17 protein-coding genes and 1 pseudogene are annotated in these 16,095 nt (G+C 59.5%); 11 read left to right on the forward strand and 7 right to left on the reverse strand.

Translation table 11 applies throughout. The features are described from left to right. Positions 1-421: 421 nt before the first annotated feature. The 11 genes and pseudogenes from trbB to XH85_RS16455 all read left to right on the forward strand — a co-directional run bounded on the left by trbB (position 422) and on the right by XH85_RS16455 (position 9,940). Positions 422-1,336 (forward strand): P-type conjugative transfer ATPase TrbB, encoded by a 915-nt coding sequence (gene trbB / locus XH85_RS16405; RefSeq protein ID WP_206734892.1) that lies wholly within the window; start codon positions 422-424, stop codon positions 1,334-1,336. Between the two features lies 1 nt (position 1,337). Further along, positions 1,338-1,661 (forward strand): TrbC/VirB2 family type IV secretion system protein, encoded by a 324-nt coding sequence (locus XH85_RS16410; protein ID WP_128932623.1) that lies wholly within the window; start codon positions 1,338-1,340, stop codon positions 1,659-1,661. After that, positions 1,661-1,923 (forward strand): annotated as a pseudogene (locus XH85_RS48045) (VirB3 family type IV secretion system protein). The gene XH85_RS16410 and the pseudogene XH85_RS48045 overlap by 1 nt, the downstream one beginning before the upstream one ends. A gap of 10 nt (positions 1,924-1,933) precedes the next feature. Continuing rightward, positions 1,934-4,375 (forward strand): conjugal transfer protein TrbE, encoded by a 2,442-nt coding sequence (gene trbE, locus XH85_RS16420; protein ID WP_128932624.1) that lies wholly within the window; start codon positions 1,934-1,936, stop codon positions 4,373-4,375. Continuing rightward, positions 4,372-5,100, forward strand: coding sequence for a P-type conjugative transfer protein TrbJ (trbJ, locus tag XH85_RS16425; protein WP_128932625.1), 729 nt, complete (start codon positions 4,372-4,374; stop codon positions 5,098-5,100). The genes trbE and trbJ overlap by 4 nt, the downstream gene beginning before the upstream one ends. After that, positions 5,100-5,468: a putative entry exclusion protein TrbK-alt gene (gene trbK-alt, locus XH85_RS16430; RefSeq protein ID WP_128932626.1), complete on the forward strand. Its 369-nt coding sequence runs from the start codon at positions 5,100-5,102 to the stop codon at positions 5,466-5,468. The genes trbJ and trbK-alt overlap by 1 nt, the downstream gene beginning before the upstream one ends. Beyond that, a complete protein-coding gene (gene trbL / locus XH85_RS16435; protein ID WP_128932627.1) occupies positions 5,465-6,694 on the forward strand; it encodes a P-type conjugative transfer protein TrbL in 1,230 nt (409 codons plus the stop codon). Before trbK-alt ends, trbL begins: the two co-directional genes overlap by 4 nt. A 79-nt stretch (positions 6,695-6,773) precedes the next feature. Next, on the forward strand, positions 6,774-7,457 hold the full coding sequence (gene trbF / locus XH85_RS16440) for a conjugal transfer protein TrbF (protein ID WP_128932628.1): 684 nt from the start codon (positions 6,774-6,776) through the stop codon (positions 7,455-7,457). Continuing rightward, a complete protein-coding gene (trbG, locus tag XH85_RS16445; protein WP_164940549.1) occupies positions 7,454-8,488 on the forward strand; it encodes a P-type conjugative transfer protein TrbG in 1,035 nt (344 codons plus the stop codon). Before trbF ends, trbG begins: the two co-directional genes overlap by 4 nt. Further along, positions 8,485-9,690, forward strand: coding sequence for a TraB/TrbI/VirB10 family type IV secretion system protein (locus tag XH85_RS16450; protein ID WP_128932629.1), 1,206 nt, complete (start codon positions 8,485-8,487; stop codon positions 9,688-9,690). Before trbG ends, XH85_RS16450 begins: the two co-directional genes overlap by 4 nt. Before the next feature lie 4 nt (positions 9,691-9,694). Further along, the gene (locus XH85_RS16455; RefSeq protein WP_128932630.1) at positions 9,695-9,940 is read left to right on the forward strand and encodes a DUF2274 domain-containing protein; all 246 of its coding nucleotides are present in this window, start codon (positions 9,695-9,697) and stop codon (positions 9,938-9,940) included. Here XH85_RS16455 and XH85_RS16460 read toward each other — a convergent pair. The 7 genes from XH85_RS16460 to XH85_RS16485 all read right to left on the reverse strand — a co-directional run bounded on the left by XH85_RS16460 (position 9,907) and on the right by XH85_RS16485 (position 15,969). Beyond that, on the reverse strand, positions 9,907-10,866 hold the full coding sequence (locus XH85_RS16460; protein WP_128932631.1) for a LysR family transcriptional regulator: 960 nt from the start codon (positions 10,864-10,866) through the stop codon (positions 9,907-9,909). The two genes, XH85_RS16455 and XH85_RS16460, sit on opposite strands and share 34 nt — an antisense overlap. An 84-nt stretch (positions 10,867-10,950) precedes the next feature. Then, positions 10,951-11,583, reverse strand: coding sequence for an acyl-homoserine-lactone synthase (locus tag XH85_RS16465; protein WP_128932632.1), 633 nt, complete (start codon positions 11,581-11,583; stop codon positions 10,951-10,953). An 84-nt stretch (positions 11,584-11,667) separates the two neighbouring features. Beyond that, complete coding sequence (locus XH85_RS16470; RefSeq protein ID WP_128937301.1) at positions 11,668-12,396, reverse strand: LuxR family transcriptional regulator; 729 nt, start codon at positions 12,394-12,396, stop codon at positions 11,668-11,670. Between the two features lie 330 nt (positions 12,397-12,726). After that, on the reverse strand, positions 12,727-13,509 hold the full coding sequence (locus XH85_RS16475; RefSeq protein WP_338025667.1) for an HlyD family secretion protein: 783 nt from the start codon (positions 13,507-13,509) through the stop codon (positions 12,727-12,729). Beyond that, complete coding sequence (locus XH85_RS46675) at positions 13,491-13,673, reverse strand: hypothetical protein (RefSeq protein ID WP_245474123.1); 183 nt, start codon at positions 13,671-13,673, stop codon at positions 13,491-13,493. The genes XH85_RS16475 and XH85_RS46675 overlap by 19 nt, the downstream gene beginning before the upstream one ends. Then, a complete protein-coding gene (locus tag XH85_RS16480; protein ID WP_128932633.1) occupies positions 13,670-13,888 on the reverse strand; it encodes a DUF1656 domain-containing protein in 219 nt (72 codons plus the stop codon). The genes XH85_RS46675 and XH85_RS16480 overlap by 4 nt, the downstream gene beginning before the upstream one ends. Beyond that, positions 13,888-15,969: an FUSC family protein gene (locus XH85_RS16485; protein ID WP_128932634.1), complete on the reverse strand. Its 2,082-nt coding sequence runs from the start codon at positions 15,967-15,969 to the stop codon at positions 13,888-13,890. The genes XH85_RS16480 and XH85_RS16485 overlap by 1 nt, the downstream gene beginning before the upstream one ends. Positions 15,970-16,095: the final 126 nt, after the last annotated feature.

A 16,095-nucleotide genomic window follows, 5' to 3' on the forward strand; every position in this document is an offset into this window, starting at 1 on the left:
ATCCATGTTGTCGTCTCGTTCATGAAGTTATCGCGTCGAGCTCCTGAGGTTTGCGCGCAACGATTTGATCCTGCCGAGACCATACGTCGAGCCGGCTCATTCAAGAGCTGGATGACATCGAGTTCGCCCGGAAACGGTAATGCGTCCGTTTCGATTCTTCGGGATTTTGAACGTGCGGTCTTGCCCGCCGCTCTGAATGGATGTTCCGAGCGGGCTTCGCATCAACCCGGGGACTTCGCGAGTAGTTCTCAGACTTTCTTTTTCTACGCCAGCCTACGATCACGGAAAGCGCTTGTTGCGCCAAGTCCACTGGCACCTTTTCTAATCACTCCATCTGAGGACGCTCTTTCGTCCTCATTCGGTGGGGCTAACGGTGGCAATCCATTCCATTCAATCGGAAGCGAGTTCGCGCGGTGCGCGAATGCTGCGTAGCGCGCTCGGCTCCGCGATTGCCGGCTACCTCGAAGACGAAGCGATCATCGAGGTGATGCTCAATCCGGATGGGCGGCTGTGGATCGACCGGTTGTCGAACGGCCTGATCGACACAGGCGAAACTCTGTCGGCCGTGGATGGCGAGCGCATTGTTCGCTTGGTAGCGCATCATGTAGGTGCAGAGGTGCATTCCGGCGCGCCACGGGTTTCGGCCGAACTGCCCGGAACAGGCGAGCGCTTCGAAGGTCTGTTGCCTCCGGTCGTTGCGGCACCGGCCTTTGCTATCCGCAAACCAGCCGTCGCCGTGTTCACGCTGGACGACTACGTCGCCAGCGGGATCATGACCTCGGAGCAGGCCAGGACCCTGAAGGACGCGGTCGCTGCACGGAAGAACATCCTCGTCGCCGGTGGGACATCAACCGGAAAGACAACCCTGACGAATGCGCTTCTGGCCGAGGTAGCGAAAACCTCCGATCGGGTCGTGCTGATCGAAGACACGCGCGAACTTCAGTGCAAAGCACCCAATCTTGTAGCGCTCCGGACCAAGGACGGCGTGGCCACGCTATCGGACCTCGTTCGGTCTTCGCTGCGCCTGCGTCCCGATCGCATTCCGATTGGCGAAGTCCGAGGTGCCGAGGCGCTCGATCTGCTCAAGGCTTGGGGGACTGGGCATCCAGGCGGCATTGGGACCATTCATGCGGGTACCGCGCTCGGTGCGCTGCGGCGGCTCGAGCAGCTCATCCAGGAAGCCGTCATCACGGTTCCGCGCGCCCTGATCGCCGAGACCATCAACCTCGTCGCCGTGCTGGTGGGACGCGGCGCTGACCGCCGCCTCGCTGAACTCGCCGCCGTCTCAGGGCTGGGTACCACCGGTGACTACAGCCTTTCAACAGCAGGAGACTGACATGCGTCAGCAATTTAGCTTTCTTCGAGGTGCGCCGTTGGCCGTGTTCGGTGCGGTGGTTTTGGGGGCGGCGCCAGCATGGGCTGCCGGATCGAACATGCCGTGGGAGCAGCCACTCAATCAGATCCTGCAGTCGGTGGAAGGGCCGGTCGCCAAGATCATCGCCGTCATCATCATCGTGGTGACAGGCCTCACGCTCGCGTTTGGCGATTCGTCGGGTGGTTTCCGCAGGCTGATCCAGATCGTGTTCGGTCTGTCGATCGCGTTTGCCGCCTCGAGCTTCTTCCTGTCGTTCTTCTCTTTCGGCGGTGGCGTGGTGATCTGATGGATGAACTTGTCATGGGCTTTGTTGTGCCTGTTCATCGCGCACTGACCGAGCCCATCCTGCTGGGCGGCGCGCCACGATCGGTTGCCATCGTCAACGGCACGCTTGCGGCAGCCCTGGGGCTGGGGCTGCGGCTCTGGATCGCGGGTCTCGTCCTCTGGTTCATCGGCCACATGGCCGCCGTCTGGGCCGCCAAGCGCGACCCCGCTTTGTCGATGTGGTGCGCCGACATCTGCGTATCCCCGGTCATCTCAACACCTGAGCTCTCGGTCATGATGAACCTTGCCGAATACCGCCATTCCAGCGCACGCCTCGCCGACTTCCTGCCCTGGGCAGCCCTAGTCGACGAGGGAATCATCCTAAACAAGGATGGCTCGTTCCAGCGGACGGCAAAGTTCCGGGGGCCTGACCTTGACAGCGCGGTGCCGGCCGAACTTGTCGGCGTCGCCGGCCGTCTGAACAATGCGCTACGTCGCCTCGGATCCGGGTGGGCCGTATTTGTTGAGGCGCAGCGTCATTTCGCTGGGGCCTATCCTCCGAGTACATTTCCGGATGTCGCGTCCGCGCTCGTGGACGCGGAACGCAGGGCTCAGTTCGAGGAGGCGGGCGCTCATTACGAGTCCAGCTATTTCCTGACCTTCCTCTTTCTGCCTCCGGAGGAGGGAGCGGCTAAGGCGGAGCGATTGCTCTATGAAGGTCGCGACCGCACCGTTGGAGCAGATGCCTGGGAGGTGCTGCGCGGGTTTATCGACCAAACCAACCGCGTGCTCGGCCTCCTTGAAGGGTTCATGCCGGAATGCGCCTGGCTCGATGATCAAGATACGCTGACTTATCTGCATTCAACGATCTCGACCAAACGTCATCGGGTTCGAGTGCCCGAGATTCCCATGTACATCGATGCGCTATTAGCCGACCAGCCACTCACTGGCGGGCTCGAGCCGATGTTGGGCTCAGCCAATCTGCGAGTCCTGACGATAGTTGGCTTTCCGGGCGCCACGACCCCGGGAATCCTGGACGACCTGAACCGCCTGGCGTTCTCGTATCGCTGGTCGACCCGGGCGATCATGCTCGACAAGACCGATGCCACCAAGCTGCTGACAAAGATTCGGCGGCAGTGGTTCGCCAAGCGAAAGTCGATCGGCGCCATTCTCAAGGAGGTCATGACCAACGAGGCGTCGACGCTGCTCGATACCGACGCCCACAACAAGGCGCTTGATGCCGACGCGGCGTTGCAAGAACTGGGGTCCGACCAGGTCGGACAAGCCTTTGTCACGGCAACCATCACCGTCTGGGACCGCGATCCCAGTACCGCCGATGAAAAGCTGCGGCTGGTCGAGAAGGTCATTCAGGGGCGCGATTTCACCTGCATGATCGAGACGGTGAACGCCGTCGAAGCCTGGCTCGGTGGCTTGCCGGGCCATGTGTACGCCAATGTGCGGCAGCCACCGGTGTCGACCCTCAACCTCGCCCACATGATTCCGATGTCCGCCGTGTGGGCCGGCGAGATGAGGGATCTACACTTCAAGGGCCCGCCGCTCCTGTTTGGGAAGACCGAGGGATCGACCCCATTCCGATTCTCCCTCCACGTCGGCGACGTCGGCCACACGCTCGTGGTAGGGCCGACCGGCGCCGGCAAGTCGGTCCTGCTAGCTCTGATGGCGCTACAGTTCCGGCGCTATCCGAACTCGCAGGTCTTTGCGTTCGATTTCGGTGGTTCGATTCGGGCGGCTGCACTCGCCATGGGCGGCGACTGGCATGATCTCGGCGGTGCGCTGTCTGACGGGGACGAAAACCCCGTCGCGCTGCAACCTTTGGCCTGGATCGACGATTCCGTCGAGCGCGGATGGGCCACGGAATGGATCGGCGCGATCCTGGCGCGGGAAAAGGTCGAGATCACGCCGGAGGTCAAGGATCATCTGTGGTCGGCGCTGACGTCTCTCGCTTCGGCGCCGAGAGAGGAGCGCACCCTGACGGGCCTCTCGGTCTTGCTGCAATCCAATTCTCTGAAAAGGGCCCTGCAGCCCTATTGCCTGGGCGGTCCCTCCGGGCGCCTGCTTGATGCCGAATTCGAGCGCCTTGGCGAGGCTTCGGTTCAGGCGTTCGAGACTGAAGGGTTGATCGGAACGAGCGCTGCCCCACCCGTTTTGGCTTACCTCTTTCATCGGATCGAAGACCGACTCGACGGCCGGCCCACACTTCTCATTGTCGACGAGGGCTGGCTTGCCCTCGACGACGAAGATTTTGCCGGTCAACTCCGGGAATGGCTGAAGACGCTCCGGAAGAAGAATGCGTCCGTCATCTTCGCCACCCAGTCACTTTCGGACATCGATGGCTCCGCGATTGCGCCAGCTATCATCGAAAGCTGCCCAACGCGATTGTTGCTGCCGAACGAACGGGCGATCGAACCGCAGATCACTGCCATCTACCGCCGCTTCGGCCTCAATGACCGGCAGATCGAGCTTCTGAGCCGGGCAACGCCAAAGCGCGACTACTACTGCCAGTCCCGTCGCGGCAACCGGATGTTCGACCTTGGCCTTGGCGAGGTCGCTCTGGCCTTTGCCGCAGCCTCTTCCAAGACAGATCAGGCAGCCGTCTCGCAACTCCTCGCCGAACATGGACCTGATGGCTTCGTAGCGGCCTGGCTTCATCACCGTGGCGTCGGCTGGGCTCTCGACCTAATCCCCAATCTCATCAATCTGGAGAAATCGCTATGAGGCGTCTTGGTCTATTGGCGGCTGCTGGCACGGTCGCGCTGATCCTGGGCGTCACGATGCCTGCAAGGGCGCTGATCGTCTTCGATCCCAATAACTACGTTCAGAACGTCCTGACGGCGGCACGAGAGCTGCAGCAGATCAACAATCAAATCACCTCGCTACAGAACGAGGCGCAGATGTTGATCAACCAAGCGAAGAACCTGGCAAACCTGCCGTATTCGTCGCTGCAGCAACTGCAATCCTCGATACAGCGCACCCAGCAATTGCTGGCCCAGGCCCAGCGCATCGCATACGACGTGCAACAGATCGATCGTGCCTTCTCGACCAGCTATGCACCGGCGACCAGCAGCCAGTCGAATCAATTGCTGATCGCCAACGCCCAATCGCGCTGGCAGAATTCGTATGCCGCAACGCAAGACGCGCTTCGCGTCCAGGCCGGCATCGTTGGCAACCTCGACACCAACCGCGTCCAGACCTCCGCGCTCGTTAGCTCAAGCCAAGGCGCTATCGGTGCCTTGCAGGCAACACAGGCTGGCAACCAGATTCTCGCGCTGAACGCGCAGCAGCTCGCCGACCTCACAGCTGTCGTGACGGCGCAGGGCAGGGCGCAAAGCCTTGAACTCGCGCAACGCGCGGCGGCCCAGGACCAGGGCCGCGAACAGCTCCGGCGGTTTCTTACGCCAGGGCAGGGCTATCAATCATCTAACGTGCAGATGTTCCACTGATGACCGACATCCGGGCATTCAAGGCGTTGTCGCTGCTTACGACTATTGGCGTGTTGGTCGTCACTGCCTGCACGATTCAGCTTCGCGGCGGAGACGGTCCTCCGCCGCCGAAAGCGGAGCAGATGACAGACGCAACCAGTTCAGACCTCGCGCGCTGCCGTAGCGTCACTGCGGAGGAAGCAGCGGGTTATGAGCATTGCAAGCAAGTTTGGGCCGAAAACCGCCGTCGCTTCTTTGGCAAGAAAGACGGTGCCGCGGTTCCAAACCACGACGATTCCGCCCCCGGCGTGGCGCTATTTCCAAAGGACCAAAGCCGGATCCCGCTGGGATATCCAAAACTGGTGGCGCCTGAGGTGAGCAAACCATGACCGGTACGGGGATCATCGACCAGTTCCTGGAAACGTTCACGCGTTACATCGACAACGGCTTCGGGCTGCTGGGGAGCGATGTCGGATATCTCGCAACGACCCTTGCTGCGATCGACATTACGCTCGCAGCGTTGTTCTGGAGTTGGGGAACTGATGAGGACATCATCGCGCGTCTCGTCAAGAAGACGCTCTTCGTAGGGGTCTTCGCCTACCTCATCGGTAACTGGAACAGTCTGGCGCGCATCGTCTTCGAGAGCTTTGCCGGTCTTGGCCTGAAAGCATCAGGCGCAAGCCTCTCCGCATCGGATTTCCTGCGGCCCGGAAAGATCGCTCAAGTCGGCCTTGATGCCGGCCGACCATTGCTTGATTCGATCTCCAACCTGATGGGCTATATCAGTTTCTTCGAGAATTTCGTCCAGATCGTCGTTCTCCTGTTCGCGTGGGTCGTGGTGCTGCTCGCCTTCTTTATTCTGGCGATCCAGCTCTTTGTCACCCTGATCGAATTCAAGCTCACGACACTGGCCGGCTTCGTGCTCATTCCCTTCGGGCTATTTGGCAAGACCGCCTTCGCGGCGGAGCGCGTTCTGGGCAACGTCATATCTTCCGGCATCAAGATCCTGGTCCTGGCCGTCATCGTCGGCATCGGCTCCACCCTGTTCTCGCAGTTCACCGCAGGTTTCGGCGGTGCACAGCCGACCATCGAAGACGCGATGACGCTGGTGCTCGCGGCGCTTTCCTTGCTCGGCCTCGGCATCTTCGGTCTGGGTATCGCAAACGGCCTAGTGTCGGGCGGACCTCAACTCGGCGCCGGCGCCGCGATTGGAACAGGCCTTGCTGCTGGCGGCATTGTTGCGGCTGGCGCGGGTCTTGCCGCCGGCGGTGTTGGTCTCGCTGGCGGCGCGATTGCTGGGGCCGCGCGCGGCGGGGGCGCCGTCTTGAGTGGAGCGTCCGCCGCCTATCGAAGCGGAGGCATTGCTGGTGTTGCCGAGGCTGGCGCCTCGGCTGCCATGAGCCCGTTGCGTCGTGCAGCCGCCGCACTCGGCGGAGGTGGGGAAACCGGTGCGTCGGCCGCGAGCACTTCGGCCGAAGGGCAACCCGATTGGGCGCGACGCATGAAGCGTGCCGAGACTATTCGGCACGGTGCATCAGCAGCCGGCCAAGCGGTCCGCTCAGGCGATCATAGTGGCAGCGGCTCATCCGTCGATTTGTCTGAAGGAGAGCGCTGACACCTCACCCGGCAGCGCCTCAAAATCCGAGCCACCGCACGACTTGAAACCGATCACTCGATACCAGGGGCAACCATCGATGTTCAAACGATCATCAGTACACTACGGGCGAATGCCCGAGCCGACTACGCCTTATCAAAAGGCAGCTCAGGTTTGGGACGAACGCATCGGATCGGCGCGAGTGCAAGCGAAGAACTGGCGCCTGATGGCATTCGGTTGCTTGATGCTTTCAGTCGGTCTCGCGGGTGGGCTTGTCTGGCAATCAAATCAAGGCTCGATCACGCCGTGGGTGGTTGAGGTCGATCATCTTGGACAGGCCCAAAGGGTTGCGCCAGCTAACATCGACTATCAGCCGACTGATGCGCAGATTGCCTACCATCTGGCGCGCTTTATCGAGGATGTCAGAGGCCTACCTGCCGACGGAATCGTTCTGCGCCAAAACTGGCTTCGGGCCTATGATTTTACAACCGATCGCGGCGCGGCTGCGCTCAACGACTTCGCGCGCAACAACGACCCGTTCGCAAAGCTGGGTAAGGCGCAAATCTCCGTCGAGGTCTCGAGCGTCATTCGCGCCTCTTCGGAGAGCTTTCGGGTGGCTTGGACCCAGCGCACCTACGACAACGGTTCGTTGAGCTCGACTGAGCGCTGGACTGCAATTCTCTCGATCGTCATCGAGACGCCCCGCGACGCCGAACGCCTGCGCAAGAATCCGCTTGGCGTTTACGTCCGCGCGATCAACTGGTCAAAGGAGTTGAGTCAGTGACCAAGACGCAATTTGACGTTAATTCGAAGCGTTCCCTCCCGCGCAGCAAGCTCAATTCGGCTTGGACCGTGTTCGTGAACTCGCAGCGTGCAGTTCTGTCCGCTCTTCTGCTTTGTTCGTCGGCGCTCGGCGGGTGCGCGACCTACATTCCGCCGGAGATCAGCTATGACGCCGAAGTCCCTCTGTTACCGGCGACGCCGGTGGCTCTCGACGACAGATCGCGGCCGCTTCATGTTCCGCCACTCTGGACGCCGGCTCTTGGCGGCAAGCCCGCCGGGAAGGAAGACGCCGAACCCGTGAGCCGGGTTGAAACGGCAAACAGCGCGGCCCGAGTCGAGCCGCGCAAGAGGGGTTATTTCAACGCGGCGCAAATCTACACCTACAGTCCCGGGGCACTTTATCAGATCTACGCCGCACCGGGGCAGATCACGGATATCGCGCTCGAGGAGGGAGAACAGTTGACGGGATCCGGGCCGATCGCGGCCGGAGATACCGTACGCTGGGTCGTGGGCGATACCGAAAGCGGGAGCGGCGACTCACGGCGCGTCCATATCCTGGTCAAGCCGACCCGAGCTTCGATCGAGACCAACCTGGTCGTCAACACAGACCGGCGCACTTACCTGATCGAGCTCCGCTCCCGCGAGCGGCCATACATGCCGTCTGTTGCCTGGTACTATCCCGAAACAGCACGTGATCGTTCCCGTGCAGTCGCTGTGAAACCCGTTCTTCCGGATCCAGCGCAACGTATCTCCCGCTACGCCATCGAAGGGGACAGTCCTCCTTGGCGACCGATTGCCGCGTATGACGATGGCCGCAAGGTCTATGTCGAATTCCCGCGAGGGATCGTGCAGGGCGAGATGCCTCCGCTCTTCGTCATCGGTCCAGACGGCAAGACCGAACTCGTCAACTACCGCGCATACGGCAACGCATTGATCGTGGATCGGCTGTTTGCTGCCGCCGAACTCAGACTAGGCGGTGAGCACCAGTTGAAGGTCAGGATTGTTAGGACCGACGGGAGGCCGTCGTCATGAACACTCGGAATGTAAACGAACACGAGCAACCAGTTCCGCCGGAGACACAAGGGGAGCAGTCCGAGAGCTTCCGCTTGAGGGCAGAGCATCCGCGCGTCACACGATTGTCGCGCAAGGTCTTGGCGGGCGGGAGCGCAGTTGCCCTCCTTGTCATCGGCGGAGCGGTGCTGTGGTCGCTACAGAACAATCGCGCCCGTAATCAAGAAGCCGAGGAGCTTTACAGTACGGATCATCACAATCTTGCCGACGGCATTACGACACTGCCGAAGGACTATGCTGACGTTCCGCGCCAGCCAATTCCGCAACTCGGTCCGCCGCTTCCTGGGGACCTCGGTCGACCGATCCTTGCCGCTCAAGGCCAGTCGCCGACGATCGGCGCCGATCCGGACCAGCAGCGCCGGGATCAAGAGACCGAGGCAGCCCGCATCAGCCATTTGTTCGCTGCCACCAATGGCAGTGCGCGTCCGCCCGCTGCGTCGGTTGAAAGCGACCGAATCGCGTCACCGAATGCAACGAACTCTGGCGACGATGGATCTGCGCAGAACGGCCAGGACCGCAAGCTCGCCTTCGTTAATGCCTCTGTGGACCGCCGCACGGTAAGCCCTGACCGTATCGCCAGGCCCCCATCACGATACATCGTGCAGGCTGGGACGGTGATTCCAGGGGCGCTTATCACCGGGATCCGATCGGACCTGCCAGGCCAAGTGACCGCGCAGGTCACCGAGAATGTTTTTGACACACCGACCGGCCGCTTTCTCCTTGTGCCTCAGGGAGCGCGTCTGATCGGAATTTACGATAGCCAGGTAAGCTTCGGCCAGTCCCGTGTCCTGCTCGTGTGGACGCGGCTGATCATGCCGAATGGACTTTCCATCGTTCTCGAGCGGCAGCCTGCCGCTGACGCCGCCGGGTATGCAGGCCTCGAAGACCAAGTCGACAATCACTGGGGTGAGCTGTTCAAAGCTGCGGCACTTTCGACGTTTCTTGCTGTCGGGACTGAGCTGGGTGCCGGCTCCGACACCAACAGCAACGACAGCGCCATTATCCAGGCATTGCGACACGGCGCCTCGGACTCGCTGAATCAAGCCGGACAACAGGTGGTTCGGCGCAGTCTCAACGTCCAGCCTACTCTGACCGTGCGACCTGGTTTTCCAGTTCGCGTTCTCGTCAATCGTGACCTCATACTTGTGCCATACGGAGGGTAACGCCATGCCCAAGCTTAGAATAGGAGCGCTGCCCGACGACAAGCCGGTCAAGGTCGCCACTGAGCTTCCAGCGTCAGTGCATCGAGATCTCGTCGCCTATGCAGAGGCCTTGGCGCGCGAAAGTGGGCAGCGTATCGACCCGGCAAAGCTGATCGCGCCCATGCTGGCGCGCTTTATGGCCACGGACCGTGGATTTGCAAAAGCGAGACGATCTGGTCATTCCCCAATGGCCGGCGAGGGTGAGGGATAGCGTTCTGCCAACAGATTGAGGAAACGCTTCAGAGCCGGATTCTCATTGTCGTCGCGCCAATGCGCATAGAAGTCCACCCGGCTTGGTCCCGCTCCGTCCTGCAACTCCCGGTACACAAGGCCAGCGAAGCTTGCACCAATATCCGATTCCATAGCCAGACTAAGTCCCATGCCCATACTCGTCAGACTCTTGATAATGCCACGGCTTACGTCATGGCGTTCTACCTTGGGCCGATCGTCGGGCAGTACCAGCTTCGAAATCAAGAGATCCTCGAGCTCTCGTCCTGGATCATATTCACTTAGAAGGATCTTTTCGTTACGCAAATCTGTCCAATAGATGATCTCGCGTGCCGCCAGGCAGTGATCCTGCGGCAACGAGATCAGGATGCGTTCGCTCCAGAGCAATAGTGATCTTGTGTCCTTTGAAGGTAAACGTCCAGGGCTAACGACAACGTCGACGGTTCCGCTACGGAGGGCAGTCATCAGACGGAAGCGTGAGCGTTCCATCGTTGCCAGTTCGAGCCCTGGGAGCAGCTTCTTAAACTCACCTATTGTCGCTCGCAAATTGCCGGTGGACATGGATGTGAAGAAGCCGACGACAAGATGCCCAGTATCGCCGCGACCACCGGACCTTCCGGTGTCAACGAGCATATCGACCTGCTCCAGAATCAGTCGTGCAATGCGCAAAACTACGCGGCCGGTCAACGTAGGCTTGATTCCCCCACTTGAGCGCTCAAACAGTGAAGTTCCCACGAGGTGCTCGAGTTGGACGATAGCACGGCTGAACGCGGTATGTTTGATTGAAAGCGCTTCTGCGGCTCGTCGAAAACTTCCATGGTCAGAAGCGGCAACCGCAAGTCGAAGCTGTTGCAGGTCAACAGCTCTCGCCGCGTTTCGCTGACCGTTCCTAGTCTCAATTTCCGTCATGTTCATAGCTCGGTAGCGAATCGCAAGACGCGGCGTCCCCGTTCTAGGCGGGAACGGGCATATCGTTTACTGGCCTGTATCGTTCTACGCGGCCGCGAGGATTACTGGCGTCCAAAGGGCCGGTGCCGAAAGCCCGCCGGCTCTACGAAGGGTGACCAGAGTATCGCGCGAGATCTCGAGGTAACCCGCCACGGCTAAGGTGTTGCCAATTGCGGAAGGATTGCCAATGCGCCGCAGGGGCCAACCCGCTCGTCTAAGGATTCGCTCCATACGGACGTCTGTAACGGTAACGATGTCAGTGAGTTGTCTTGAGAGCCCGAACTCTACCATTCCCGCAAATAGCTCGTAAACAGCACGAGTAAGACCGTGATCCCCCTTCGGGGCATCGGCAGCAACATCGATCGCGAATCTACTACTTTCCCAAACGAGAGGAGTTGACGGCGCAGGTTGACCTTCGAGAAGCGTAGGGAAGGTGTCGCAAAGCATGGTCGGGCCAAGTGTCGGGAGGAGGCGTACGGAACCTTGCACCTGCCCGTTGTCACATAGCTGGACTAGGTAAGCGGGATGCAGTGCATCGAAATCGTCGATCTCCATGTCGCCGCTGGTTTGAACGTCCCATGCCATGCGAAGTTTGAAAACACGATACCGTAACCGATGCATTTCAGCGAGGGTTTCGGCGAACTGGCCATACAAGGGCGGTGTGATTAGCTGAATCATAGTCCCTCCAGGGGTGTACATCGTCACCTTTGGAGCGGATCTCGGATCTCAAGTCATTACCTGTAGTTGTAGGGGGCTCCGCCCCTAATTTTGCTGCTTTCTTTTCACAGCGGCTAAGCGTGCTACCGCTTGCACAATCGTCCGAACACCAAGTTTTTTCTTCGCTCCTTCTAGGTAGAAGGCAACCGTGTTGCGCGAGATGCCGAGAATGCATCCAATCTCCCAAGCGCTCTTGCCACGAGCTGCCCACTCCAAGCATTCGAACTCACGCGGAGATAGGCATGCCCCCTCTAAATCGTGTACGTTCGCTAGCTTTCGGCGGGTATGAGCATGGAAATACATCGCCATAAGCTGAAGAACGCGTTCATGCGATTCAATGAACCGTTCGAATTGTGGGCGGCTCTGGTCCACGGCAAAGGTCAATGCAGCGATGGGGCCGTGGCCATCGTGAATGGGCACCGTAAAGCCAAACCGAATTCCGAATTCCGCTGCCTCTTCGAAAAGCCGATGCTGTGCTTTCGATGTGAACTTCGAGTTGAAATTAGCCCCCCATCGAAAGGGCTCGGGGTTTCGAAGAGCTTCTTGGATAACGGGATCAAGTATTTGATAATTGTTTCGTAGATAGTGTTCTACCCACCGCGATGGATACGTAGAGATTAGGCGCGGTTTGCCTCTGTTGGCGCGCTGGAGGGCTAGATAGGCAAAACACGATAAGTCCAAAGCGGTCGCGGTGTCCGCCATAGCTTTGGAGAAGTCTTGGAGATCTTCCGCCGTCGCGAGGAGATCAATGAAATTTTGAAAAATGCGGTGCATCGCTGCCAAGCAACCGTGCATGGTGCGAGAGCAGAGATCTCGCCCAATTCGTTGATTTTGCCCACAACAAATGACCAAAGAGCCGCGCTTCGCGGCTGGTGAAGTGAGGCAAAACCCTCTTATACCAAACACCACTCGTACAGTTTGTCTTTGCCTATTCTCATAATGCGCCCGGCATTTTGTGCCGAAATCGCGACCGTCACCCCTAAATTGCCGAATGTGATGCGGCTATGCAACTGACCAAGGACCTGTCGTGCTGCGGATATTGCGCTGACCGGGCAGCGAGACCAGTTCGCAGTTCAGTGTTGGGCGTCGAATGCTGCCGCATCTTCAAGAGCGCTCCGGTATCGCTGCTGAACGCAAGAGACGCAAGATGCGTGACCCGAGCATTTTCGTAATTGTTGGATTGGGGCTATTGTCGCTATCGATCCAAACTGTGACGGTCCGCCCAACGATCAGTTCATCCGCATTATTTTTCACATGGAGCTTGATCCGTACTGGAATTCGCTGTGCGAGCCGAACCCACGAGAAGGTCGGATTGATGTTCGCCAGCATGCTCGCACCGGAACTCCTTTCGCGATCTTCAATTCCGCGGGCGATGCTCTCGACCTCTCCTCTCAGTGTCGAGCCCCCCATCAGGATGACGTCGGCAGGATCGCCTACATGGATGCGCGCGAGCTTTGTTTCTTCGAAGTAGCCTTCCGCACGCACCGTATCGGTTTCGATCAGCGCCATTATGCCTCGTCCGGCCGGCAGATAAGCGCCCGGCCGGAGATCAAGGTTCGTTACGCGACCACTAACCGGCGCGCGGATTTCTGATCGGATCAGGTTAAGATGTGCGATTTCCAGATCCGCCAGCGCTTGATTGTAGGTAGCCTTCGCTTGGAGGTCAGCCGCGCGGACCGTCTCGCGCTGCTGTTGAGAGACAACGCCGTCGCTAAGCTTTTCATAACGGGTACGGTCATTCGAGGTCCGTTCAAGCGCGGCTTCGCGGCTTGCGACCACGGCTTCTGCCTGCTGGACGGCCAGGCGGAAGCGCTGTGGATCCAGGCGGATGAGTACGTCACCTTTGCGAACCGCCTGATTGTCCTTGATCAGAACCTCTTCGACCAGCTGGAGACGTCCGAAGCCACGGCGACGACGTCGGCGCGGACGTGGCCGTCACGCGTCCAGGGAGCCTCCTCGTAGTGGTCCCACAAGTTGATGGCAATCGGCGCCGCAATTGCGACGACCAGACCAGTAACAACGATGCGTGGGATCGAACGTTCGGTAGTCATGGAAGAAACTTTCCAAGTAGCGTGTAGCAGATGTCGACGAGAATCACGAAGATTGCGAAATCGAATAGCGCCGGGTGCCATGCGAAGCTCTTGATCTCGAATGAAACAGAGCGGTTGAGTGTTGCGGACAGTGCCATCCCTAGCCCGAGCGCGAAGATACAGGCGACGACAAAGGTCGGTATGAACACGCCCGCGACGTTGATCTCTTCATTCATCACGCAACTCTGTTACCAGTAGGAGCTGGTGCATCTGGAAACAGGGCGCGGCGTAAGCCGACCAGCGCGGTTAGTCTTGCTCGCTGGATTGCGGCGTCCCATTTGCAGTATTCGCGAAGTTCGGTATCAATGGTTGCGCACAATGCCTGCGCATCCTCGAGAGGGAGCTCGATATTCCCAGATGCAAACCATCGGAAGGCGTGCGACAGTTTGACAACAAGACCTTCGAGATGCTCGCTCCCGTGGTCGTTCGCGTTCGCCACGCTTGATTTGAGGTCGAGCAGATCCAGTCCCATCTGTAGAGTGGCAAGCGAGCGGCCAGCTTCGGTTTCTACGTCCGTGCCGGACAGCGCCAATCGCGGAACGATCAGGCCGAGACGGTCGAGCATTACGCCCACCCAGCGTTCTCGGTTCATCGGTCTGTGGGCACCGGCCAGGATTGCTAGATCGACCCAGCCATGCCGGATCAGGCGTTTGGCCGCATGCTTTGCGGTCACAGAACGAAATGCGCGAACTGCCAAGAACGCCGCAATAAGACCGATTAGTGACGCTGCATTGACGTTAGCGAACGAAGCGAAGTCCTCCAAGAATCTGTTCTGCAGATCGAGTGCCCCGATTAGACCGAGCCCGAGAGCCAACGCTTTGACAATGTGACGCGGATTGGCCTGGAGATAGCCGATGACGAGAAACGGCGGACCCAGCGAGGCCGCCAGCATCGGAAACCCATCGACTGCTGGGAAAATGACAAAGAGGTAGATGGCTGCGATCGGCAGCGACGCCACAGTCCAGAGTGTGTAGGACATCAGCGTGGGTGCAGGATCGTCGAGGCTGCTGTAGAGCGCTGCAGCAATAGCGGCGATCTGCGCGGCGATGCCGCCTTCCGGCCATGCCGTGGCGATCCAGACCGCGGCGCAGCCAAGGACCGCCGCAAAAAAAGCGGCGACGGATAACGCCGCGAGGCCCTGGTCACGATGGAGGGTTCTCTTGGCACGATGGATTTTGGAAGCAGATGCCGTCACTAGGCGGGAAGCAGGCTTGGATCCTTGGATGACCTCACTTAGTTCCAGGATAACGGCCAATGTTTCGATCATCGCCCTTGATTTGGCGATCAAGCTGGATACGAGAAACGTATCCCATTCGTTTTGCATGGCAGGAGGTGCGACCTTGAATTCTGCGCAGAAGCGCATCAGGTCGTCTGGGCTGTGCTGCGATTTAGCGGGGGCCCGCACCCATTCGCCCAGCTTTGAGAGAAGCTGATCCAGTTCCGGTGTACGCCGCTCCCCCAGTGCATCCAGCCTGTCTTCGATCGCTGTCAGCGTTGGAAGGACGAGCGCGAGCTTGTCCTGCAGGGCCCGAATCGCCCAGATCGGCGGTTTCGCTGCTGCTGTGTCGAAACGGAGGTGGGTCAACTGTATTTCGAACTGCGTAACGTCCGAAGCTAGCCGCCAGCGTGCCGCGTTGCTCTTGGTCGGAGCGCGCTTGAGGAAGACATCTGCTGTCCAAGCGGAGGCATCACGAACCGCTGCATCAATCGACTTGATAAGGGCACTGGTGACGTCGCTTGGAAAGAGCAGAGTATGAACAGCCGTTGCGCAGCAGATGCCGAGCACAATCTCCTCGACGCGGGCCAGAGCGACGTCGAACACCAAATGTGGAGCAGCTACACTCGAGAACGCGACGGTCGTGGCTGTGTATCCTGCCAGCACAAAGGCGTAACTGCGAGGAGTGCGATCCTGAAGGGAAGCGTACAGACAGAGCGCGGCCCAGCTCGTGATGGCGAGTGTCATCAAGGATGGCTGATTGACCAGCAGTGGGACAAACGCCACGGCTGCGCTGGCGCCGAGCAGAGTGCCAAGCAAGCGGTAAACGGCTCGCGAACGGACGGCGCCGGCGAGCGGTTGGGCGGTAAGATAGACAGTGAGCATCGCCCAGTAGGGCCTCTGCAGGCCCAGACGAAACGCCAGGTAGATTGCGAGCATCGCCGCGATGAACGAATTGGCCGAAAACAGCGCCCATCTGGGGTCGAAGCTGCCGGGAAAAATGGCGTCTCCGAAAATGCGCGAGAGGAGCGTTCGGGTCATCGTTCTAATTCCAGGTCTGACAAGCACCCGAACGATAGAACTTGCGGCCCTCCAGGAATTTCGTTACTTTACCAAAAAATTGCTAAAAGATGACAATGCGCGGTTCTCTCCTTCAGTACTTTCGTG

Source organism: Bradyrhizobium zhanjiangense, assembly GCF_004114935.1.
Lineage (GTDB): Bacteria > Pseudomonadota > Alphaproteobacteria > Rhizobiales > Xanthobacteraceae > Bradyrhizobium > Bradyrhizobium zhanjiangense.